The following is a 20,162-nucleotide window of genomic DNA, read 5'->3' on the forward strand; positions in this document are numbered from 1 at the left end:
AGGTGGGTCCTCTGGCCGGTTTTGCAAGCACTGCAAACCCAGGCAGAGAATGCCGGACCCGCGATTTTACCTGCCCGATGTGGGCGCTGCCCCCCGGGCCGACGCCACCAGCGTATTGGCGGCCGTGCCACCCGCGCTCAGAAACTTCTGGGGATCCTGAAAAACCCCTTGGACCAGCACCTCGAAGTGCAGATGCGGCCCCGTGGAGCGCCCGGTGGTGCCGACCTCGGCAATCTTCTGGCCGCGCCGCACGATATCCCCTTGCTTTACCAGGGTACGCGAGGCATGGGCATAGCGGGTGACCAGTTGGTTGCCGTGGTCCACCTCGATCATGTTGCCGTAGGCCGGGTGGTATTCCTGCGTCACGACCACGCCACCCGCAGCGGCCAGGATGGGCGTGCCCGTGTCAGCCTGAAAATCAAGCCCGGTGTGCAGGGCCGACTGCCCGGTGATGGGGTCGATGCGCCAGCCAAAGGACGATCCGGGCGCCTTGCCGGTCACGGGCGCATGCGTGGGAACCATCTTCTTGCGGATGTGCTGGTCGAACAGGCGTGATTCCATCACTGTCATCAGGTCCACCCGCTGGTTGGTCAGGCGTTCTAGCTCATCGAGCGTGGCCTGCAGCTCTTCCATGGACAGGTTGTGGGCACTCACCAGCGCACCGCCGCGCCCCTCGGCCTTTTGAATGTCTCCTGGGGCCATCCCAGCCAGCCCAAGAACGCGGTCCCCCAGGGATTCCAGTTGCACCATGCGGGCCTGCATCTCGCCCACGCGGCGCGCCATGGCATCGAGGTTGGCGCGCATGAAACGGTCGCGCTCGGCAAACTCGTCCTTGACCACCAGTTGCACCATCGGGCCGACGATGGGCCAGCCCTCGCGTGCACCCTTCAAAAACACCCAGTGGTACAAGGTGGCGGCCACCAGCATGAGGCACAGCGACACCGCCAAACCCGCCAGTACGAGGCGCGTGCCAGACAGATGAATGGCCCGGCTGCGCGCCAACCTGGCGTCCGTGATAATCAAATGCACTACGAATTCCCTGCGCCCGAAGACGCCACACCATGAATCGCCGCCACCACGCCGTCACCGTGCAGCAAGCCAGCGCGGAATCTCCCACGCTGGCCAGGCTCACGGCACTGACACGCGACTCCAGCGACCGACTCAAGGCGGTTGAGTTGCTGATTCCGGCAGCACTGCGTCCAGCCATCCAGGCAGGCCCCATCGATGGGGACAGCTGGTGCCTGCTGGTCAAAAGCAATGCTGCAGCGGCAAAAATACGCCAACTGCTGCCTGCGTTGCAGGCGCATCTGCGCAGTCGGGGGTGGGAGGTTAACGCGATTCGCCTGAAAATTCAAACCTGACGGTCAACGCCAGGCCAGGGAATGCGAAAAAAGGCAAGAGAAAAGATGGTGCCGGTTGTCGGAATCGAACTGACGACCTACCGCTTACAAGGCGGGTGCTCTACCAACTGAGCTAAACCGGCGAAGGCAGTATTTTATCCTGTAAATACCGCCTGAAATTTGAAAGCGCGGCTATTTGATGCGCTTGAGCGAAGGCCGCGCACCGCCCGATGTTGGCGGAGGCCGGGGTGCATCGCCCCCATCGTCCTTGCCACCGTCTTCACTGCCCACCAGTTGGACCACGCGGTCCTCCGAGGAGGACGCAGTGCCTGCCCCCTCGGGCTCGGCGGACGCAGGGCTTTCGGCCAACTCCAGGGTCACATCGCCGCCCGCCAGCACATCCACCGGCGGCGGGAACGCCATGCCTTGCCCATTTTCACGGGCGTAGATCGCAATCACCCGGCCCACAGGCACCAGGATCTCGCGCGGCTTACCACCAAAGCGGGCCTTGAACTCGATGAAATCATTGCCCAACTGCAACGCGCTGGTGGCGTCGAAGCTGATGTTGAGCACGATCTCGCCGTCCTTCACATACTCGCGCGGCACCTGCACGGAATCGTCCACACGCACAGCCACATAGGGCGTCAGCCCGTTGTCGGTGCACCACTCGTACAGGGCACGAATGAGATAGGGGCGCGTGGATGTCGATTCCTGAACGGTCATGTAGATCGGTGGCGGCTGCTGCGGTGGATGGAGCGAAAGTTCTGGCAGGCTTGCTTACTTGCGCATGACCTTTTCGGACGGTGTCAGCGCCTCGATGTAGGCAGGGCGCGAGAAGATGCGCTCGGCGTACTTGAGCAACGGGGCGGCGTTCTTGGACAGGTCGATGCCGTAGTAGTCCAGGCGCCACAGCAGCGGAGCGATGGCCACGTCGAGCATGGAGAAGTTGTCGCCCAGCATGTACTTGTTCTTGAGGAACACAGGGGCCAGTTGCGTGAGGCGGTCGCGGATATGCGAACGGGCCTTTTCCAGCGCCTTTTCGTTGCCCTTGGTGGCGCGCGACTCGAGCGTGTTCACATGCACGAACAGCTCTTTCTCGAAGTTCAGCAGGAACAGGCGCACGCGGGCACGGTCCACCGGGTCGCCAGGCATCAGTTGGGGATGGGGGAAGCGCTCGTCGATGTACTCGTTGATGATGTTCGACTCGTACAGGATCAGGTCACGCTCCACCAGGATAGGTACCTGGCCGTAGGGGTTCATCACGCTGATGTCTTCGGGCTTGTTGTACAGGTCCACATCGCGGATTTCGAAGTCCATGCCCTTCTCGAACAGGACGAAACGGCAGCGGTGGGAGAAGGGACAGGTCGTACCCGAGTAAAGCACCATCATGGTGGGAGGCTCCTAAAAATCAAAAGAGTGGGACGCCAAAAGCGCCCACTCTACAAACAATCCATCGGCGCCCCAAGGGGCGCCTTGTCAAGGATTTGCGGCTCGTGCTGTTTTTTATTACTTCACGTCTTTCCAGAAGGCTGCATTCAACCTCCAGGCGATGACGGTGAAAACACCGAGGAAGATCAGCACCCACACGCCCACTCGGACGCGGGTGTTCTGGGCAGGTTCGCCCATCCACTGCAGGTAGTTCACCAGATCACCCACGGTCTGGTCGAATTGCAGCGGGGTCATCGTGCCGGGCTTGATCTGCTCCCAGCCCTTGAACACATGGGTCTTGTGGCCGTGGCTCTCGTGTTCTTCGAACACGGGACGGCGATCGCCCTGCAGTTCCCACAGTGCATGGGGCATGCCCACGCTCGGGAAAGCCAGGTTGTTCCAGCCGGTGGCCTTGGTGTCGTCACGGTAGAAGGTACGCAGGAAGGTGTAGAGGTAGTCCGCACCCGTGCCGCCATGGCCCGCACGCGAGCGAGCGATCACGGTCAGGTCGGGCGGGTTGGCGCCGAACCATTCCTTGGCCTGCTTGGGATCAATGGACGCCTTCATGGTTTCGCCGACCTTGTCGGTCGTGAACAGCAGGTTGTCCTTGATCTGCTGCTCGGTCAGGCCGATGTCGCGCAGGCGGTTGAAGCGCATGAACGCTGCAGAGTGGCAGTTCAGGCAGTAGTTGACGAACACCTTGGCGCCGTTTTGCAGCGAAGCCATGTCGGTGGTCTTGTTGGGCGCCTTGTCCCAGGCAATGGTGTCACCACCGGCAGCGTGGGCCGCACCGGCGGCCAGACCTACGGCGGCGATCAACGTGAGGATGAGTTTCTTCATTGTTGTTGTCTCCAGGCTCAGTGCGCCACAAAGGTCACGCGGTCAGGCACGGGCTTGGTTTTGCCGATACGGCTCCACCAAGGCATCAGCAGGAAGAAGCCGAAGTAGAACAGGGTTCCCACCTGCGACACACGCTCGCCGATCGGCGATGGGGGCTGGACGCCCAGGTAACCCAGGATCAGGAAGTTGATCACGAAGATGCCGTACAGGTACTTGTGCCAGTCAGGACGGTAGCGGATCGACTTGACGGGGCTGAAGTCCAGCCATGGCAGGAAGAACAGGATGACCACAGCGCCGCCCATCACGACCACACCCCAGAACTTGGCGTCGATCGACAGCATCAGCAGCACGGCCACCACGGCGGCACCGGCGATGCCTGCCTTGATGAAGCTGGGCAACTTGGCCTTGAGTACGCCGAAGCCAGCACCCAGCAGCACGCACAGGATGAGGGCATACATCATCTCGCTGGTGATGGCGCGCAGCATCGAGTAGTACGGCGTGAAGTACCAGACCGGCGCGATGTGCGCGGGGGTCTTGAGTGGATCGGCCGGGATGAAGTTGTTGTATTCGAGGAAGTAGCCACCGAACTCGGGTGCAAAGAACACCACGGCAGTGAACGCCATCAGGAACATGCTCAACGCGAAGATGTCATGCACCGTGTAGTAAGGGTGGAAAGGCACGCCATCGAGCGGCTTGCCATTGGCATCCTTGGGCGCCTTGGGGCCCTTGATTTCCACGCCGTCGGGGTTGTTGGAACCCACATCGTGCAGCGCCAGCAAGTGGGCCACCACCAGGCCCAGCAGGACCAGCGGCACGGCGATCACGTGGAAGCTGAAGAAGCGGTTCAGCGTGGCGTCGCCCACCACGTAGTCGCCACGGATCAGCAGCGCGAGGTCAGGGCCGATGAAGGGAATGGCGGCAAACAGGTTCACGATCACCTGGGCGCCCCAATACGACATCTGACCCCAAGGCAGCAGGTAGCCCATGAAAGCCTCGGCCATCAGGCAAAGGAAGATGGCGCAGCCGAAGACCCACACCAGCTCGCGCGGCTTGCGGTAGCTACCGTAGATGAGGCCACGGAACATGTGCAGATAGACCACCACGAAGAACGCCGAGGCGCCCGTGGAGTGCATGTAACGGATCAGCCAGCCCCAGGGCACATCGCGCATGATGTACTCGACCGACTCGAACGCCTTGGCGGCGTCGGGCTTGTAGTGCATGACCAGGAAAATGCCGGTCACGATCTGGATGACCAGCACCACCAGGGCCAGCGAGCCGAAGATGTACCAGAAGTTGAAGTTCTTCGGAGCGTAGTACTCCGACATGTGCACCTTGTAGGCGTCGAATGCGGTCGGGAAGCGGTTCTCGAACCAGTTCGTGACTTTGGCACCCGCCGAGGCGTTGGGGGAGATTTCTTTGAATTCGTGGGCCATGTCGTTCTCCGTCAAGCCTTCTTGTCTTCGCCGATGATCAGTCGCGTATCGGACAGGTACATGTGCGGAGGAACTTCGAGGTTGTCAGGCGCTGGCTTGTTCTTGAACACGCGGCCCGCCATGTCGAACGTGGAGCCATGGCAGGGGCACAGGAAGCCGCCCTTCCAGTCGTCGGGCAGCGAAGGCTGGGCACCGGGCTGGAACTTGTCGGAAGGCGAGCAGCCCAGGTGCGAGCAGATGCCCACGCCCACAAAAATCTCGGGCTTGATGGAGCGTGCCTCGTTGCGGGCGTACTCGGGGGTCAGTTCGGACGGATTGCGCTGGGACTTCGGATCTGCCAGTTGGCTGTCGAGCGCAGGCAGTTCTGCCAGTTGCTCGGGGGTGCGCTTGATGATCCAGACGGGCTTGCCGCGCCACTCCACGGTGATTTTTTCTCCGGGCTTGAGGGCGGAAATATCCACCTCTACCGCAGCCCCGGCGGCCTTGGCACGCTCAGAAGGCTGGAAAGTACTCACGAAAGGAACGGCGGTTGCCACGCCGCCCACCGCACCAGCACATGCTGACGTGATGATCCACGTCCGCTTGCTGGAGTCGATTGGAGTGTCACTCATGGGGATCCTCGATTGATCATCGCTAGATTGGGGTCAACCGCGAATTGTAGCGGAGTGAAAATGGTTATTTCAACGCCGGTATCTGTAGCGCCTGTCTTGACAGTGCATTGCGCTGAGTGATACTCCGGCCTGACATAAATCAACATCCATTCACACAAGGAGTCACAACATGGGGATGATGCAAGAGTTCAGGGAGTTCGCGGTCAAGGGCAATGTGATTGATCTCGCAGTAGGCGTGATCATTGGCGGGGCATTCGGCAAGATTGTGGATTCGGTGGTGTCCGACCTCATCATGCCGCTGGTGGGGCTGGTGTTCGGCAAGCTCGATTTCTCCAACCTGTTCGTGGTGCTAGGCACGGTGCCTGAGGGCACGGTCCGCACGCTCGATGCGCTCAAGAAAGCTGGCGTGCCGGTGCTGGCCTATGGCAACTTCCTCACGGTGGCCGTCAACTTCATCATTTTGGCGTTCATCATCTTCATGATGATCAAGCAGATCAACCGCCTCAAGCGCGAAGCACCGGCTGCCCCCGAAGCTCCCGCAGCCACGCCAGAAGACATCACCCTGCTGCGCGAGATCCGCGACAGCCTGAAGAAGTAAGCCACGGGGCAATTTGGCGCCCCGGATTGCTATCATATTAATAGCGCCTACCGCTTGATAAATAAGCGGTAGGCGCTATTTCCATTCACACAAAGCACGCGCCATGCGCACCGCCTCGATGAGGCTGGCCGCATCGGCCACGCCCTGCCCCGCGATGTCGAACGCGGTGCCGTGATCAGGGCTGGTGCGCACCAGCGGCAGCCCCAGCGTCACGTTTACGCCTTTGTCAACGCCCAGGTACTTCACCGGGATCAAGCCCTGGTCGTGGTACATCGCCACCACCACATCGAACTCACCCGCGCGCTCTGGCGTGCTGCGCGCCCGCATGAACACCGTGTCGGGCGCGAACGGGCCGTGCACATCAAGCCCCTGCGCACGCGCGGCGGCGATGGCCGGGGCGATCAGCTCCAGCTCCTCGCGGCCAAACAGGCCGCCCTCGCCCGCATGGGGGTTGAGGCCCGCCACCGCGATGCGCGGCACGCGCCCCAGGCTGCGCTGCAGCGCGGCATATGTGATCTGCAGTGTCTGCAGCACATTGGCCTCGGTGACGGCGGCAATCGCGTCGCGCAGCGACACATGGATGCTGACCAGCACGGTGCGCAGCTCATCATTGGCCAGCATCATGCGCACGGGCATCTGCGCCACGGGCACGCCCTGGTGGGCGGCAGCCTCGGCCTGCAGCAGCTCGGTGTGGCCCGGAAACTCCACGCCTGCCGCAGACAAAGCCTCTTTGTGCAGCGGTGCGGTGACCAGCGCAGCCACCTCGCCACGCAGCGCAGCGCGCGCCGCCCAGACCACGCTGTCGGCGGCCGCCCGCCCGGCCTGCGCACTGATCTGCCCCCAAGGCGCTGGCCCCGCGATGCCCGGCAAAGGCAGCACGGGCACGCAGCGGGGCGGCATGCCCAGCGCCTCGTGCGGCGCACCGATCTGCGCCACCGGAACACCCGGCACGCCGGGGCGCGCAATGGCCTGGGCTGCGCGCCGCAGCGTTGCCACGTCGCCCACCACAAAGCAGTGGAGCAGTTCATGGGGTGCATCGCGAAAGGCCTTGGCCACGATCTCGGGGCCGATACCGGCGGAGTCTCCCTGCGTGATGGCGATGGTTTTCATGGACTTCGAGAGAAATAGGCCGCTAGCGCCTTATCAACAAGCGCTAGCAGCTATGAATAAGTGAGCAAAAATTTCGCCCGTTGTGCGCCACCAGAGCGCTACGCCGGGTTGTCGATCTCGATGAACTGGTGGCTGAGCCCCAGCTGGGCCGCCACCTGCGCCGCCACGGCCGGTGCACCATAGCGCTCGGTGGCATGGTGCCCGGCGGCGATGAAACTCACCCCCATCTCGCGCGCCAGGTGGGCCTGGGGTTCGGAGATTTCGCCGGTGATAAAAGCATCGGCGCCCGCCGCAATGGCCGATTCGAAATACCCTTGCGCGCCGCCGGTGCACCACGCCACGCGGCGCACAGGGCGCTGCGGCTGCGCCGCCCCGTTTGTGGCCAACGGTTGCACCAGCGTCACGGCACGGCCCAGCGCCTGCGCCACGTGGTCGGCCAGGGCTTGGCCGCTGTCGAACGCTGCCGGTGCGGCAAAGCCCAAGTTCTGCTCGCCAAACCGCGCATCGGCCACAAAACCCAGCACCCGGCCCAGTTGGGCGTTGTTGCCCAACTCGGCATGGGCGTCGAGCGGCAGGTGGTAGGCGAACAGGTTGATGTCGTGCGCAAGCAACAGTTGCAACCGCTGTTTCATCCAGCCGGTCACGCGGCCGTCCTGCCCGCGCCAGAACAGGCCGTGGTGCACAAAAATCGCATCCGCTCGCGCGGCAATGGCCGCTTCGATCAGGGCGCGGCTGGCGGTGACACCGCTCACGATGCGGGCGATGTCGGCCTTGCCCTCAACCTGCAGGCCGTTGGGGCCATAGTCCTTGAAAAGCTGCGGCTGCAGCAGCGCATCGAACGCCTGCAACAGGGTCTGCCGGGTGACCGTGGCGGAGGTGGGTGGGGTCGTGATCATGGCGCTATTGTGAACACGTTCCAAAACGCACAAGGCACCACGAGGGTGCCTTGTGCCAAGGGAAAAGCGAAGCTTTGTCCAACTACCTGTACAGCACCTCGGGCAGCCACAAACCGATGCCGGGGAACATGTACAGCAGCACGATGGCCAGTATCTGGATACCCATGAAAGGCAGCATGCCCGCAAAAATCTGGTTGAGCGTGACATGCTTGGGCGCCACGCCCTTCAGATAGAACGCGCTCATGGCCACGGGAGGGCTCAGGAAGGCGGTTTGCAGGTTCAGCGCCACCAAAAGGCCGAAGAACAGCGGGTCCACCCCGAAGTTGTCGAGCAGCGGGATGAAGATGGGCATGAAGATCACGATGATCTCGGTCCACTCCAGCGGCCAGCCCAGGATGAAGATGATGACCTGCGACAGCACCAGGAACTGGACCTTGGAAAGGTTCATGCTCAGCACCCACTGCTCAACCAGCTCTTGCCCGCCCAGAAGCGCAAAGGCGGCCGAGAAGATGGCAGAGCCGACGAACAGCCAGCACACCATGGCACTGGTCTTGGCGGTCAGGAACACCGACTCCTTGACCACGCCAAAGGTGAGCTGCCGGTAGGCCGCAGCCAGCACAAACCCGCCAAACGCCCCCACAGCCGCCGCCTCGGTCGGCGTGGCCAGGCCAAACACGATGGAGCCCAGCACCGACAAAATCAGCACCAGCAGCGGGAAGAAGCTCGACAGCAGCATCTTGAAGATTTCAAGGCGCGCGTAGCTCAGGATGGCGTAGAACGCGAGCAGCGCCAGCGCCCCCACCCCCAGCCCAATCCAGAAGCTGGTGGACGCGGGCTTGGTGGTGGCAGCGGGCTCGCCCGTACCGGCATCCCCGCTGGCCTTGGGCGGCTCGGCCAGGGTGCCTGCCGCAGCTTCGCTGGCGGCGGGCTCGGCACCCGGTGGTTCTGCCACGGCGTCCGTGTCTGCAATGGGGGGCTCGGCCAGGCCAGAACCTGCGGGCTCCGCCAATCCGCCGTCCGACGAGGAGGTGTTCTCATACGTCCCGCCGCCCAGGGCCTGCAGTTCGGTATAGGTCTCCTCCACCACGACGCGGGTAGCGCTCTGATAACTGGCCACCGCAACCACTGCGAACAGGATGGCGGGCAGCAACACGATGCCCAGCTGGCCAAGGAGGTAGCGGGTCGATACGTTCTGGTTGCTGCGGCCCTTGAGGGCGCTGACCAGGCTGCCCAGGGCCCAGCCGTCGGATGTGGCGCCGATGGCCTTGAGACCTTCAGGCAGGGGCACCACGCGTTGCGCGGCCGTGAGTGGTGGCGCCCATTCGGGCTTGAGCTTGGCCATGATGACCACGTACAGGATGTACAGCCCCGCCAGCATGATGCCGGGGAAAAACGCCCCCGCATACAACTGCACCACCGACACCCCGGCAGTGGCGCCATACACGATGAGCAGCACCGAAGGCGGAATCAGAATGCCCAGGCAGCCGCCCGCCGTGATGACCCCCGCCGACAGCCGCACGTCATAGCCCGCCCGCAGCATCTGCGGCAGGGCCAGCAGGCCCATCAGCGTGACCACCGCGCCGACGATGCCGGTGGCGGTGGCAAACACCGCGCAGGTCACCAGCGTGGCCACCCCCAGCGACCCCGGCAGGCGTGCCAGCGACAGGTGCAGGCTGCGAAACAGCTTGTCGATCAGGTTGGCACGCTCGACCAGATAGCCCATGAACACGAACAGCGGGATCGAAATCAGCACGTCGTTGCCCATGACCGAGAACGCACGCTGCACCATCAAGTCCAGCGTCTGCTTGAGCGCCCCGGCCGCCGTCTGCTCCCCAGAGTGGTAGGCAAAAAAGGCGAACAGTATTCCCATCCCCATGAGGGTGAAGGCCGTCGGAAAGCCCAGCATGATGGCCACAACCACCAGCGACAGCATCAGCAGGCCGTAGTGGCCGTTGGTCATTTTGTCCACGCTGAACACCATCGCCAGGGCGGCGACGATGATCAGCGCCATCAGCGTGAAGCCGAAATACAGTTCCTTGCGGATCTTCATCAGTGGCCGCCTTTCTGCACGACCAGGCGGTCCAGTTCTTCGATATCGGTGTCTTTGACATTCACCATCTGTTTGAGCTTGTCCACGTCCACTTCCTCGACGTCGTCCTCACGCTTGGGCCACTCGCCCGTGCGGATGCACAACACACAGCGGATGATTTCGACAATGCCCTGCAGCAGCAGGAAGGCGCCGGCCAGCGGCACGACGAACTTGAAGGGATACAGGGGAAGCGGGTCGGCATTGAAGGTCTGTTCGCGCATGGCGAGCGAATCCTGAAAGTAGTACCAACCCGCGAACGTCAGGGCGATGATGCCGGGCAGGAAAAAAACGATGTAAAGCACCAGATCGATGGTGGCCTGGGTGCGCGGCGCAAAGAAGCCATACAGCACATCGCCACGCACATGGCCGCCCTTGGCCAGCGTGTAGGCCCCGGCGGTCATGAACAGCAGGCCGTACAGCATGATCTGGACATCCAGCACCCACGCATGCGGCTTGTTGAGGACATAGCGAGAGAAAACCTCCCAGGTGATCAGCAGGGTGAGGCCAACCACACTCCAGGCGCAGGCCTTGCCGAACCAAGTCGAAAGTCGGTCAACGGAAAACAATAGTTTTTGCATGGCAACCCTATTTCGGGACAGAAAAAGGGCGCCTTGAGGCCATCGCCTGCAGGCGCCCTTGCTTCACAGCAGTGGTTTAGGCCTTCTTGGCCCCTTTGCCGAAATAGTGGCTGTAGGCCATCTTGAAGTCCACCAGGTAGTCGTTCTGCCATTGCCCGGCGCGTTGGGCAAACGCCTTTTGCGACGCCAAAATCTTCTTGAACAGCGGGTTTTCGTCGCCCTTCTTGGCGATGATCTTGTCCCAAGAGGCCAGTTGGGCGCGCAGGATGGCATCGGGGGTTTTGTAGAACTTGACGCCCTGCTTCTTGAGCTCTTCGTAGTCCTTGGAATTGCGCTCGATGGCCTTCCAGCTCATGTCGGCACTTGCGGCCTGGACGGCGTAATCGACGATGGCCTTCAGTTCTGCAGGCAGGGCGTCGAGCTTGCCCTTGTTGAACAATATCTCGAACTGCTCGCCGCTCTGGTGAAAGCTTTGCAACATGCAGTTCTTGACCACGTCGGGGAAGCCCAGCACGCGGTCGGACGAGGCGTTGTTGAACTCGGCACCATCAATCAGGCCACGGTCCAGCGCGGGCACGATTTCGCCACCGGGCAGCGGGTTCACGGCGGCTCCCATGTCGGTGAACATGTCCACCGCCAGGCCCACAGTGCGGAATTTCACGCCCTTGATGTCCTCGACCTTGGCAATCGGCTTCTTGAACCAACCCAGCGGCTGCGAAGGCATGGGGCCGTACAGGTAGGACACCACGTCCAGGTTCAGGCTTTTGTAGATCTCTTCGAGCAGCGCCTTGCCGCCGCCGTAGTTGTGCCAGGCCAGCACCATGTTGGGGTCCATGCCAAACGCCGGGCCGGAGCCCCACAGCGCCAGGGCGGAGTTTTTGCCGTAGTGGTAGGCCACCACGCCGTGGCCGCCATCCAGCGTGCCCTTGCCCACGGCCTCCAGCAACTGGAACGCAGGCACCACCGCACCCGCAGGCAACACCTCGATCTTCAGCCGGCCACTGGCCATGTCGTTGACCTTCTTCGCGAAATCCTGTGCGTACTCGTGAAAAATGTCCTTGGCCGGCCAGGTGCTCTGAAAGCGCAGACTGGTGGTTGTCTGCGCCGTCGCGACCATGGGGGCGCTCATTGCGCCGGCTGCGACGGCTGCGCCCTTGAGCAGGCTGCGGCGGCGCGGTGTGTTGCTATGCGTCATGAATGATGTCTCCGTAATAGTGAATGCAATCTGGTGTTGCAATTTCATTGTCGGCATGACCCCCCCTGGCCCTACAGGGTTTACACCATGCGCAAAATGACAAAATCTGCGAATTGGGTGAAAAAAATTTCACACCAGCCCAGCCCTGACTGCTTGCGCCGCCAGCCATCGGTCCGGCCTGAAGCCCCTGTCCACAAGGGAATCGGGCGTTCAGCGACAATCATTCGTGCGCGCCTCATCTGCGGCGGGCACGCGGCTCCAAGCCCCTCTCCCTGAGTCACTCAAAAAAAGCACCATGAAGCGCATTTGGCTCCTTTTCTCCCAGACCGTGACGGTGTTCGTTGCGGCGTATTTCGTGGTCGCCACCCTTCAGCCGGACTGGCTGGGCCGGGGTACCACCCGCTCAGGGGCCGGCATTGCGCTGCTGGAGGCGCCGTCCTCGCCCTCCTCTCAGCCTGCGGCGGGCAGTTTTAGCGCGGCGGCGCGCAAGGCGGCACCGGCCGTGGTCAGCATCAACACCAGCAAGGAAGTGCGCCACCCGCGCAGCAACGACCCGTGGTTCCAGTTCTTCTTTGGCGACCAGGGCAGCCAGGCGCAGGCGGGCCTGGGCAGCGGCGTGATCGTGAGCCCTGACGGCTACATCCTCACCAACAACCACGTGGTCGAAGGCGCTGACGAGATCGAGGTCACGCTCACCGACAGCCGCCGTGCCCGCGCACGCATCATCGGCACCGACCCCGACACCGACCTGGCGATCCTCAAGGTCGAGCTCGACAAGCTGCCCGTCATCGTGCTGGGCAACTCCGACGGGCTGGACGTGGGCGACCAGGTGCTGGCCATCGGCAACCCCTTCGGCGTGGGCCAGACAGTGACCAGCGGCATCGTGAGCGCGCTGGGCCGCAGCCAGCTCGGGATCAACACTTTCGAGAACTTCATCCAGACCGACGCGGCCATCAACCCCGGCAACTCGGGCGGTGCGCTGGTGGACGTGAACGGCAACCTCATGGGCATCAACACGGCCATCTACTCGCGCTCGGGCGGCAGCATGGGCATCGGGTTTGCGATTCCCGTCTCCACCGCGCGCATGGTGCTCGATGGCATCGTGAAGGACGGCCAGGTCACGCGCGGCTGGATCGGCGTAGAGCCCAACGAGCTCTCGCCCGAGCTGGCCGAGACCTTTGGTGTGAAGAAGGCGACCGAAGGCGTGATCATCACCGGCGTGCTGCAGGACGGCCCCGCAGCCCAGGCGGGCATGCGCCCCGGCGACGTGATCGTGCGCGTGGACGGCAAGGACGTGGGCAATGTGTCCCAGTTGCTGACCGCCGTGGCCGCGCTCAAGCCCGGCACCAGTTCGGTCTTCAATGTGCAGCGCGGGGACAAACAGGTGGAGCTGAGCATCAACCCCGGCGTGCGCCCCAAGCCCCAGCAACGCGCCATCCGGCGATAAGAGACCGGCCCCACGAACGCTATAAAAACAATAGCTGCTAGCGCTTTATTTATAAACGCTGGCAGCTATTTTCGCTTGAATTTCAGCTTGCCAAGGCGCTCCCGCCCCGGCGCACCCCAGCGTCAAGATGCCGAGGTGGACTCCTCGGTCTCTTCCGGGGCCTTGGTGTGCTTGATGAAGATTTGCGCCGCCCAGATGCCCACCTCGTACAGCAGGCACATGGGGATGGCCAGCGACAGTTGCGAGACCACGTCGGGCGGCGTCACGATCGCGGCGATCACGAAAGCCAGCACGATGAAGTAGCCGCGGAATTCGCGCAGTTTTTGCACGCTCACCACACCCATGCGGGCCAGCACCACCACGGCAATAGGCACCTCGAACGCCAGCCCGAAGGCCAGGAACATCGACAACACAAAGCTCAGGTAGGCCTCGATGTCAGGTGCGGCGGTGATGCTCTTGGGCGCAAAGCTCTGGATGAAGGCGAACACTTGGCCGAACACCAGGTAGTAGCAAAACGCCACGCCCACGAAGAACAGCAGCGTGCTGGAAACAACGAGCGGCAGCACCAGCTTTTTTTCGTGCGAATACAGGCCCGGCGCCACGAAGGCCCAGACCTGCCACAGCACGAAGGGCAGCGCCAGCAAAAAGGCCGACATCAGCAAGATCTTGAGCGGCACCATGAACGGTGAGATCACCGAGGTGGCGATCAGCGTGGCGCCCTTGGGCAGGTGGGCCACCAGGGGCGCCGCCAAAAAGTCATACAGCGCGCCAGGGCCGGGAAAGAAGAACAGGATCGCCGCCGCGATGGCGATGGCGATGATGGCCTTGACCAGCCGGTCGCGCAGCTCCATCAGGTGCTGCACAAACGGCTGCTCGGTACCGGCCAGCTCGTCTTCTTTGGAAGGGGTTTCGGACATGGTGGGTTTTCAGGGCGTGGGGGCCGTCGCCCATGCAGCGCGCGGCCAGTGCACCGGCGCAAGCATCAGTGGAATTTTTGGGGACGGTAGCGCGCCACGCGGGCTGCGCCGGACTGCGCCTTGGTGCGCACACCGGCCTTGGCCTTGTACCACTGGGGCATCGCGCCGCGCTTGAGGCGCCAGTTTTTGCCAGGGTGCCTGTAGGCAGGCACCACCGCGGTGGCGGGCTCCTGCAGGGCCGCGCTGGCGGTGTCAGTGGCTTCTGCCCAGTCCTTTTCGAACTCGCTTGCGCTGGTCTGGATGGAGCTTTGCACGTCGCGTGCGGCGTTCTCCACCGTGTCCTTCATCTTCTTGAGCTCATCGAGCTCCATGGACCGGTTGACCTCGGCCTTCACATCCGACACATAGCGCTGGGCCTTGCCCAGCAGGGTGCCGACGGTGCGGGCCACGCGGGGCAGCTTTTCGGGGCCGATGACGATGAGCGCAACGGCGCCGATCAGCGCCATCTTGGACAGGCCAATATCAATCATGGGTCAGGCGCCGGGGCAAAAGAATGCGCGGCGGGTGTCGGCGTGCAGCAGCACCGGCTCAGCTTTTTTGCTTGGCTTCGACATCGATGGTGGTCTTGTCGGCAGCTTGGTTGTTGGCAACCTGGCCTGCGGGCGGTGCGGCAGGCGCGTCAGCCGAGCCGTCCTTCATGCCGTCCTTGAAGCCCTTGACGGCGCCCCCGAGGTCGGAGCCCATGTTCTTGAGCTTCTTGGTGCCAAACACCATGACAACGATCAGCAGCACGATCAGCCAGTGCCAGATGGAAAAAGAGCCCATGGAATATCTCCTAACGAATTGCAACCATTTTAGACGGGGGCCGTTGCCGCCGTTCGACGCAAGCGCCCACCAACGGGAAACTACCGGCCCGTGCTGTCAGCCTGGGTCAGCCTTTGAGCCAGGGGCGGGGCCCGCCCATCACGTGCATGTGCAGGTGGTGGATTTCTTGCCCGCCTTCAAGCCCCGTGTTTACCACGACGCGAAAGCCGCCCTCGGGGTACGGATTACAGCCCTGCTCCAGAGCCAGCTTCGGCGCCAGCGCCATCATGCGCCCCAACAAAGGCGCGTGTTCGGCAGTGACCTGGGCCATGGAGGGGATATGCACCTTCGGAATCATCAGAAAGTGCACCGGCGCCCAAGGGTGGATGTCGTGGAAGGCGAAGATTTCTTCGTCTTCGTAGACCTTCTTCGAAGGAATCTGGCCTGCGATGATTTTGCAGAAAAGGCAGTTCGGATCGTGCATGGTGGGGGAAGAAGAAAAGCAAAGCCTGTGGCTGTGGGTGGATGCAGGCTTGTGCACCCACGGCCCTGTTTCATGCATTGTCGGTGATCTTGATCGTGGGCCGCACGCCCACGTCCTTGCGGTGCGCCTTGAGCCACGCCTGCCCGGCCTCGCGGCCCAGCACGAAGAGCTTGCGCACAAACGCCAGGTCCGCGCGCTGCTTGCTGTCGGCCCCGAACGGCGCCAGCACCGAGCCCCCGTCGATGCGGTGCATGCGCACGTCTTTGTAGCGGCGTGGGTCGAGCTTGCCCTCGGCCAGCAGGCGCCGCACGAACTCAATGGCGCGCAGCTCGGCCAGCAGACTGGCATTGAAGGTGACCTCGTTCATGCGCTCCATGATCTCGGCAGCGTTGTCGGGCACATCCCGGTGTTCGATGGGGTTGATCTGCACTAGCAGAATGTCCGAGGTCTCGGTTTGGTAGATCAGCGGGTACAGCGCCGGGTTGCCCGAATAGCCACCGTCCCAATACGCCTCACCCTCGATCTCGACGGCCTTGAACACCATGGGCAGGCAGGCCGATGCCATCACAGCGTCGGCGCTCAAACGGGGGCCCGAGAAAATCTCGCCCCGGCCGGTGCGCACGTTGGTAGCGCACACGAACACCTGGGGGCCTGCCAAGCCGGCCTTGCCAGTGCGGGCCGCGCACAGCAGGCCAAAGTCCACCTCGCGCTCCAGCAGCTTGCGCAGGGGGTTGAGCCCGAGCGGATTGGTCTGATAGGGCGACAACCACTGCGACATCATGCCCACCAGCGGGTTGGCGGACGACAGCGGGGTGCCCCAGGTCATGCTGCCCAGCGTGCCCACGCCTTCCCACAGCCGCGTGAGCGACTCGCGGGCGAGCGCGCAGCCCGCCTGGTGGGCTTCTTCGGGGTCTTTGTGGGCCTGGGCCGCCTGGGCAAAACCATGCGCCAGGGCCACGGCATTCATAGCACCCGCGCTGGTGCCGCTGACGCCGTCGAACTGCCAGCGCCCGTCTTCGAGCAGCGCATCCAGCACGCCCCAGGTGAGCGCGCCGTGCGAGCCACCGCCCTGCAGCGCCAGGTTCAAGCGCGGGCGAACCGCGTCAGGCATCGATGGCCTGGCTCTTGTTCATGGCCACCATGCCACGCACGATGCGGTACAGGAACCAGATGGAGATCAGGCCCCAGGCGATCCAGCCCGGAATGATGAGAATCCACAGCGGCGCGGTGAGGATGTACAACACACCCGCCCAGATCACGGTGCGGATACGCCACGAGAAATGGCTGGCCTGCCAGGTGCCCTCGGCATCGCTCTTTTTCACGAGATCGATCACCAACGCAATGATCAGCAGCGCCGCACCCGGCTGCGCGCCGGGAATGACCGCGCCCACGGCCACGATCAGGTGCAGGATGTAGCTGACCCAACCAACGGCCTTGAGGTCTTCGGCCTTCTGGTCATTGCTTGGCACGTCGATGATGTCACTCATGGGAGTCCTCCTCTCCAGTACGCGCAACCGCCTTGCGCAAGGCTTTTTCCTCGATACCGCTGGTGCCCTCGCGGCGCTCCAGCTCGGTCACCACGTCGGCGGGGCTCAGGCCGTAATGGGCCAGCGCCACCATGGAGTGAAACCACAGGTCCGCCACTTCGTACACGAGCTTGGACTTGTCGGCACCGTGGTCCACATCCTTGGCCGCCATCACCACCTCGGTGGCCTCTTCGCCGATCTTCTTGAGGAAGGCGTCGGGGCCCTTGTACAGCAGGCGCGAGACGTAACTCACCGAAGGATCGCCACCGTTGGCGGGCTTGCGGCTTTCAATCACGGCCGCCAGGCGGGCCAGGGAATCGTTGGAGCTCATACGCCTTACTTGTAGATGGACTCGGGGTCTTTCAAGACCGGATCGACCGGCTGCCAAGCGCCGTTCTTGAGCACGCTGAAAAAGCAGCTGTGGCGGCCCGTGTGGCAGGCAATGCCGGGCTCATGGCCCAGTTGGGTGACCTTGAGCAGCACCACGTCGTTGTCGCAATCGAGGCGAATCTCGTGCACCGTCTGCACATGGCCCGATTCTTCGCCCTTGAACCACAGCTTGCCACGCGAGCGGCTGAAGTACACAGCGCGGCCGAGTTCGGCGGTTTTTTCGAGCGCCTCGCGGTTCATCCAGGCAAACATCAGCACGTCGCCCGTGCCCTGCTCTTGCGCGATGACGGGCACCAGGCCCTGCGCATCCCATTTCACTTCGTTGAGCCAATTCATGAAAGGAATTGTCGGTGATTTGAAATCCGGGGGATGGCTTGGCCTTGGGATATTTTGTATCTTTTTGGCCTCTAGCGCTTATTTATCAAGCGCCAATAGCTATTATTTTAATAGCAAACACCTACAAGCGCACCGGAATCCCGCGCTCGGCCATGCGGGTTTTGGCCTGACCCACGGTGTACTCGCCGTAGTGAAAGATGCTGGCGGCCAGCACCGCGTCGGCGCCGCCTTGTTGCACACCATCGGCCAGGTGATCAAGGTTGCCCACGCCGCCCGAGGCGATCACGGGCACGTTGACCGCGTCGCTCACGGCACGCGTGAGGGCCAGGTCAAAGCCGGACTTGGTGCCGTCGCGGTCCATGCTGGTGAGCAGGATTTCGCCCGCGCCCCGGCGCGCCATCTCGGCGGCCCAGGCCACGGCATCAAGCCCTGTGTTCTTGCGCCCGCCGTGGCTGTACACGTCCCAGCCCTCGCCCACGGGTTGGCCGTTGGCGCCGGTGCGCTGGGCGTCCTCGGCCGAGCGGCGCTTGGCGTCGATGGCCACGACGATGCACTGCGCGCCGTACTTGGCAGACGCGGCATTGATCACGTCGGGGTTGGCGATGGCGGCCGAATTGAAGCTGGTCTTGTCCGCGCCCGCGTTGAGCAGGCGGCGAACGTCCTCCACAGTGCGCACGCCGCCACCCACGGTGAGCGGAATGAACACCTGGCTGGCCACGGCCTCGATGATGGGCAGGATCAGGTCGCGACCATCGCTGGTGGCGGTGATGTCGAGAAAGGTGAGCTCGTCAGCGCCCTGCGCGTTGTAGCGCGCAGCAATCTCGACCGGGTCGCCCGCGTCACGCAGCTCAACAAAATTGACGCCCTTGACCACGCGGCCTCCGGTGACGTCAAGACAGGGAATGATGCGTTTGGCGAGCATGGCGGCGGGTTGTCCAGAGTAGGGAGAGTAGGGCAGAAAAAGCGAGGATGGGAAAAGCGCAAAACGGGCGCAAGATACCACGCGCCCGCTGTCACAAACCGTGCAGCACGGCGCAACGCGGCTCAGGCGAGCGTGCGGGCCGTGCCGTCCTGCCAGCGCCAGGCGTCCTGGCACATGCGATCAAGGCCGTGCTGGGCTTTCCAGCCCAGCAACTGCTCGGCCAGTGCCGGATTCGCCCAGCACTGCGCCACGTCCCCCGGCCGCCGCGCCACCACCCGGTAGGGCACCGGCCGACCGCTCGCTTTTTCAAAAGCTTTCACCATCTCCAGCACAGAGGCCGGGTGCCCCGTGCCCAGGTTAACGGTCAGAACACCCGCGTTGCGGCGCAGGTAGTGCAGCGCCGCCACATGGCCCTGTGCCAGGTCGCACACGTGGATGTAGTCACGCACGCCTGTCCCATCGGGTGTGGGGTAATCGTCGCCGTAAACACTCAGGTATTCACGCTGGCCCACCGCCACCTGCGCCACATAGGGCAGCAGGTTATTGGGCACGTCCTGCGGGTCCTCGCCAATGAGGCCGCTCTCATGGGCCCCGACGGGGTTGAAGTAACGCAGCCGGGCAATGCGCCATGCCCCTGGCTCGGCATGTGCGACGTCTGCCAGCACCTGCTCCATCATCAGTTTGGTGTGGCCATAGGGGTTGGTGGCTGACAAGGGGAAATCCTCGCTCACCGGCACCGTGGCAGGGTCGCCATACACGGTGGCGGACGAGGAGAACACCACGGTTCGCACCCCCGCTTCCTTCATCGCTTGCAATAAAGTGATCGTGCCGTTGACATTGTTGTCGTAGTATCGCAACGGCTCGCGCACAGACTCTCCCACGGATTTCAGCGCCGCAAAGTGGATCACCGCCGTAATGGGATGTTCGGTGAACACTTGGCGCAAAAAATCCGCATCACGCACATCGCCCTGAACATGTGCTGGTACCTGTCCCGTTATCCGGGCCACCCGCTCTAGCACCGATGTGCGGCTGTTGCAAAAGTTGTCCAACACCAAGAACGGCTCTTTCGCCGCCGCCAAAGCCACGCAGGTATGCGATCCGATGTAGCCCGCTCCGCCTGTTACAAGAATCAAAGTTGTATCCCTCACCATAAGGCCCACAGTGGGCGATTGAATTGTAAAAAATTATAAAAACTATCGAGCGCTTAGCTACGATCAC

Annotated in this window: 24 protein-coding genes and 1 tRNA gene; 3 read left to right on the top strand and 22 right to left on the bottom strand. The window is 62.9% G+C overall.

Going from position 1 to position 20,162, the window contains the following annotated elements:
* Window positions 1-66 precede the first annotated feature (66 nt).
* The gene (locus tag Q0105_RS13940) at window positions 67-1,029 is read right to left on the bottom strand and encodes a M23 family metallopeptidase (RefSeq protein WP_298212736.1); all 963 of its coding nucleotides are present in this window, start codon (window positions 1,027-1,029) and stop codon (window positions 67-69) included.
* Window positions 1,030-1,061: 32 nt separating this feature from the next.
* On the opposite strand from Q0105_RS13940, the gene Q0105_RS13945 reads away from it, so the two are divergent.
* Window positions 1,062-1,361, top strand: a complete 300-nt coding sequence (locus tag Q0105_RS13945) for a hypothetical protein (protein WP_298212737.1) — start codon at window positions 1,062-1,064, stop codon at window positions 1,359-1,361.
* A 46-nt stretch (window positions 1,362-1,407) separates the two neighbouring features.
* On the opposite strand, the gene Q0105_RS13950 is transcribed toward Q0105_RS13945, so the two are convergent.
* From Q0105_RS13950 to petA, 6 genes are all read right to left on the bottom strand, one after another.
* Window positions 1,408-1,483 (bottom strand) — tRNA-Thr (locus Q0105_RS13950).
* 49 nt (window positions 1,484-1,532) lie between these two features.
* Window positions 1,533-2,063: a ClpXP protease specificity-enhancing factor gene (locus Q0105_RS13955; RefSeq protein WP_298212738.1), complete on the bottom strand. Its 531-nt coding sequence runs from the start codon at window positions 2,061-2,063 to the stop codon at window positions 1,533-1,535.
* A gap of 54 nt (window positions 2,064-2,117) precedes the next feature.
* Entirely contained in the window at window positions 2,118-2,729 is a 612-nt protein-coding gene (locus Q0105_RS13960) for a glutathione S-transferase N-terminal domain-containing protein (RefSeq protein WP_298212739.1), read from the bottom strand.
* Window positions 2,730-2,846: 117 nt separating this feature from the next.
* A complete protein-coding gene (locus Q0105_RS13965; RefSeq protein WP_298212740.1) occupies window positions 2,847-3,608 on the bottom strand; it encodes a cytochrome c1 in 762 nt (253 codons plus the stop codon).
* 17 nt (window positions 3,609-3,625) lie between these two features.
* Complete coding sequence (locus Q0105_RS13970; RefSeq protein WP_298212741.1) at window positions 3,626-5,041, bottom strand: cytochrome bc complex cytochrome b subunit; 1,416 nt, start codon at window positions 5,039-5,041, stop codon at window positions 3,626-3,628.
* 11 nt (window positions 5,042-5,052) lie between these two features.
* Window positions 5,053-5,652, bottom strand: coding sequence for a ubiquinol-cytochrome c reductase iron-sulfur subunit (gene petA / locus Q0105_RS13975; protein ID WP_298212742.1), 600 nt, complete (start codon window positions 5,650-5,652; stop codon window positions 5,053-5,055).
* Window positions 5,653-5,821: 169 nt separating this feature from the next.
* Between petA and mscL the strand changes: the two genes are divergently transcribed.
* Window positions 5,822-6,250 carry a large conductance mechanosensitive channel protein MscL gene (gene mscL / locus Q0105_RS13980; protein WP_298212743.1) on the top strand — a complete coding sequence of 143 codons (429 nt, stop codon included), beginning with the start codon at window positions 5,822-5,824 and terminating at the stop codon, window positions 6,248-6,250.
* Between the two features lie 75 nt (window positions 6,251-6,325).
* On the opposite strand, the gene pdxA is transcribed toward mscL, so the two are convergent.
* From pdxA to Q0105_RS14005, 5 genes are all read right to left on the bottom strand, one after another.
* A complete protein-coding gene (pdxA, locus tag Q0105_RS13985; protein WP_298212744.1) occupies window positions 6,326-7,360 on the bottom strand; it encodes a 4-hydroxythreonine-4-phosphate dehydrogenase PdxA in 1,035 nt (344 codons plus the stop codon).
* Window positions 7,361-7,458: 98 nt separating this feature from the next.
* On the bottom strand, window positions 7,459-8,256 hold the full coding sequence (locus Q0105_RS13990; RefSeq protein WP_298212745.1) for a Nif3-like dinuclear metal center hexameric protein: 798 nt from the start codon (window positions 8,254-8,256) through the stop codon (window positions 7,459-7,461).
* A gap of 82 nt (window positions 8,257-8,338) precedes the next feature.
* Window positions 8,339-10,306 carry a TRAP transporter large permease subunit gene (locus tag Q0105_RS13995; RefSeq protein WP_298212746.1) on the bottom strand — a complete coding sequence of 656 codons (1,968 nt, stop codon included), beginning with the start codon at window positions 10,304-10,306 and terminating at the stop codon, window positions 8,339-8,341.
* Window positions 10,306-10,923, bottom strand: a complete 618-nt coding sequence (locus Q0105_RS14000) for a TRAP transporter small permease subunit (RefSeq protein ID WP_298212747.1) — start codon at window positions 10,921-10,923, stop codon at window positions 10,306-10,308. The genes Q0105_RS13995 and Q0105_RS14000 overlap by 1 nt, the downstream gene beginning before the upstream one ends.
* 76 nt (window positions 10,924-10,999) lie before the next feature.
* A complete protein-coding gene (locus Q0105_RS14005) occupies window positions 11,000-12,118 on the bottom strand; it encodes a TRAP transporter substrate-binding protein (RefSeq protein ID WP_298212748.1) in 1,119 nt (372 codons plus the stop codon).
* A gap of 295 nt (window positions 12,119-12,413) precedes the next feature.
* Here Q0105_RS14005 and Q0105_RS14010 point away from each other — a divergent pair, with 295 nt between their 5' ends.
* The gene (locus Q0105_RS14010; RefSeq protein WP_298212749.1) at window positions 12,414-13,565 is read left to right on the top strand and encodes a trypsin-like peptidase domain-containing protein; all 1,152 of its coding nucleotides are present in this window, start codon (window positions 12,414-12,416) and stop codon (window positions 13,563-13,565) included.
* Between the two features lie 122 nt (window positions 13,566-13,687).
* Here Q0105_RS14010 and tatC read toward each other — a convergent pair whose 3' ends face one another.
* The 10 genes from tatC to galE all read right to left on the bottom strand — a co-directional run bounded on the left by tatC (window position 13,688) and on the right by galE (window position 20,077).
* Window positions 13,688-14,482, bottom strand: a complete 795-nt coding sequence (gene tatC / locus Q0105_RS14015; RefSeq protein ID WP_298212750.1) for a twin-arginine translocase subunit TatC — start codon at window positions 14,480-14,482, stop codon at window positions 13,688-13,690.
* Between the two features lie 65 nt (window positions 14,483-14,547).
* On the bottom strand, window positions 14,548-15,012 hold the full coding sequence (gene tatB, locus Q0105_RS14020; protein WP_298212751.1) for a Sec-independent protein translocase protein TatB: 465 nt from the start codon (window positions 15,010-15,012) through the stop codon (window positions 14,548-14,550).
* Window positions 15,013-15,070: 58 nt separating this feature from the next.
* Window positions 15,071-15,307, bottom strand: a complete 237-nt coding sequence (gene tatA / locus Q0105_RS14025; RefSeq protein ID WP_298212752.1) for a Sec-independent protein translocase subunit TatA — start codon at window positions 15,305-15,307, stop codon at window positions 15,071-15,073.
* Window positions 15,308-15,413: 106 nt separating this feature from the next.
* Window positions 15,414-15,770, bottom strand: coding sequence for a histidine triad nucleotide-binding protein (locus Q0105_RS14030; protein WP_298212753.1), 357 nt, complete (start codon window positions 15,768-15,770; stop codon window positions 15,414-15,416).
* Between the two features lie 70 nt (window positions 15,771-15,840).
* Window positions 15,841-16,881 (bottom strand): patatin-like phospholipase family protein, encoded by a 1,041-nt coding sequence (locus Q0105_RS14035; RefSeq protein WP_298212754.1) that lies wholly within the window; start codon window positions 16,879-16,881, stop codon window positions 15,841-15,843.
* Window positions 16,874-17,257, bottom strand: a complete 384-nt coding sequence (locus Q0105_RS14040; RefSeq protein WP_298212755.1) for a hypothetical protein — start codon at window positions 17,255-17,257, stop codon at window positions 16,874-16,876. Before Q0105_RS14040 ends, Q0105_RS14035 begins: the two co-directional genes overlap by 8 nt.
* A complete protein-coding gene (locus Q0105_RS14045) occupies window positions 17,250-17,627 on the bottom strand; it encodes a phosphoribosyl-ATP diphosphatase (RefSeq protein ID WP_298212756.1) in 378 nt (125 codons plus the stop codon). The genes Q0105_RS14040 and Q0105_RS14045 overlap by 8 nt, the downstream gene beginning before the upstream one ends.
* A gap of 5 nt (window positions 17,628-17,632) precedes the next feature.
* Window positions 17,633-18,031: a phosphoribosyl-AMP cyclohydrolase gene (gene hisI, locus Q0105_RS14050; protein WP_298212830.1), complete on the bottom strand. Its 399-nt coding sequence runs from the start codon at window positions 18,029-18,031 to the stop codon at window positions 17,633-17,635.
* Window positions 18,032-18,143: 112 nt separating this feature from the next.
* Entirely contained in the window at window positions 18,144-18,944 is an 801-nt protein-coding gene (gene hisF / locus Q0105_RS14055; RefSeq protein ID WP_298212757.1) for an imidazole glycerol phosphate synthase subunit HisF, read from the bottom strand.
* Between the two features lie 122 nt (window positions 18,945-19,066).
* Window positions 19,067-20,077 (bottom strand): UDP-glucose 4-epimerase GalE, encoded by a 1,011-nt coding sequence (gene galE / locus Q0105_RS14060; protein ID WP_298212758.1) that lies wholly within the window; start codon window positions 20,075-20,077, stop codon window positions 19,067-19,069.
* Window positions 20,078-20,162: the final 85 nt, after the last annotated feature.

Source organism: Acidovorax sp. (genome assembly GCF_027492855.1).
Taxonomy (GTDB): Bacteria; Pseudomonadota; Gammaproteobacteria; order Burkholderiales; family Burkholderiaceae_C; genus Acidovorax.

What these genes read in the sequence shown, in the direction of transcription:
- Q0105_RS13945 (WP_298212737.1), top strand. Translation starts at nt 1,062, where the DNA reads ATGAATCGCCGCCACCACGCCGTCACCGTGCAGCAAGCCAGCGCGGAA.
- Q0105_RS13955 (WP_298212738.1), bottom strand. Translation starts at nt 2,063, where the DNA reads ATGACCGTTCAGGAATCGACATCCACGCGCCCCTATCTCATTCGTGCC.
- Q0105_RS13960 (WP_298212739.1), bottom strand. Translation starts at nt 2,729, where the DNA reads ATGATGGTGCTTTACTCGGGTACGACCTGTCCCTTCTCCCACCGCTGC.
- Q0105_RS13965 (WP_298212740.1), bottom strand. Translation starts at nt 3,608, where the DNA reads ATGAAGAAACTCATCCTCACGTTGATCGCCGCCGTAGGTCTGGCCGCC.
- Q0105_RS13970 (WP_298212741.1), bottom strand. Translation starts at nt 5,041, where the DNA reads ATGGCCCACGAATTCAAAGAAATCTCCCCCAACGCCTCGGCGGGTGCC.
- petA (WP_298212742.1), bottom strand. Translation starts at nt 5,652, where the DNA reads ATGAGTGACACTCCAATCGACTCCAGCAAGCGGACGTGGATCATCACG.
- mscL (WP_298212743.1), top strand. Translation starts at nt 5,822, where the DNA reads ATGGGGATGATGCAAGAGTTCAGGGAGTTCGCGGTCAAGGGCAATGTG.
- pdxA (WP_298212744.1), bottom strand. Translation starts at nt 7,360, where the DNA reads ATGAAAACCATCGCCATCACGCAGGGAGACTCCGCCGGTATCGGCCCC.
- Q0105_RS13990 (WP_298212745.1), bottom strand. Translation starts at nt 8,256, where the DNA reads ATGATCACGACCCCACCCACCTCCGCCACGGTCACCCGGCAGACCCTG.
- Q0105_RS13995 (WP_298212746.1), bottom strand. Translation starts at nt 10,306, where the DNA reads ATGAAGATCCGCAAGGAACTGTATTTCGGCTTCACGCTGATGGCGCTG.
- Q0105_RS14000 (WP_298212747.1), bottom strand. Translation starts at nt 10,923, where the DNA reads ATGCAAAAACTATTGTTTTCCGTTGACCGACTTTCGACTTGGTTCGGC.
- Q0105_RS14005 (WP_298212748.1), bottom strand. Translation starts at nt 12,118, where the DNA reads ATGACGCATAGCAACACACCGCGCCGCCGCAGCCTGCTCAAGGGCGCA.
- Q0105_RS14010 (WP_298212749.1), top strand. Translation starts at nt 12,414, where the DNA reads ATGAAGCGCATTTGGCTCCTTTTCTCCCAGACCGTGACGGTGTTCGTT.
- tatC (WP_298212750.1), bottom strand. Translation starts at nt 14,482, where the DNA reads ATGTCCGAAACCCCTTCCAAAGAAGACGAGCTGGCCGGTACCGAGCAG.
- tatB (WP_298212751.1), bottom strand. Translation starts at nt 15,012, where the DNA reads ATGATTGATATTGGCCTGTCCAAGATGGCGCTGATCGGCGCCGTTGCG.
- tatA (WP_298212752.1), bottom strand. Translation starts at nt 15,307, where the DNA reads ATGGGCTCTTTTTCCATCTGGCACTGGCTGATCGTGCTGCTGATCGTT.
- Q0105_RS14030 (WP_298212753.1), bottom strand. Translation starts at nt 15,770, where the DNA reads ATGCACGATCCGAACTGCCTTTTCTGCAAAATCATCGCAGGCCAGATT.
- Q0105_RS14035 (WP_298212754.1), bottom strand. Translation starts at nt 16,881, where the DNA reads ATGCCTGACGCGGTTCGCCCGCGCTTGAACCTGGCGCTGCAGGGCGGT.
- Q0105_RS14040 (WP_298212755.1), bottom strand. Translation starts at nt 17,257, where the DNA reads ATGAGTGACATCATCGACGTGCCAAGCAATGACCAGAAGGCCGAAGAC.
- Q0105_RS14045 (WP_298212756.1), bottom strand. Translation starts at nt 17,627, where the DNA reads ATGAGCTCCAACGATTCCCTGGCCCGCCTGGCGGCCGTGATTGAAAGC.
- hisF (WP_298212757.1), bottom strand. Translation starts at nt 18,944, where the DNA reads ATGCTCGCCAAACGCATCATTCCCTGTCTTGACGTCACCGGAGGCCGC.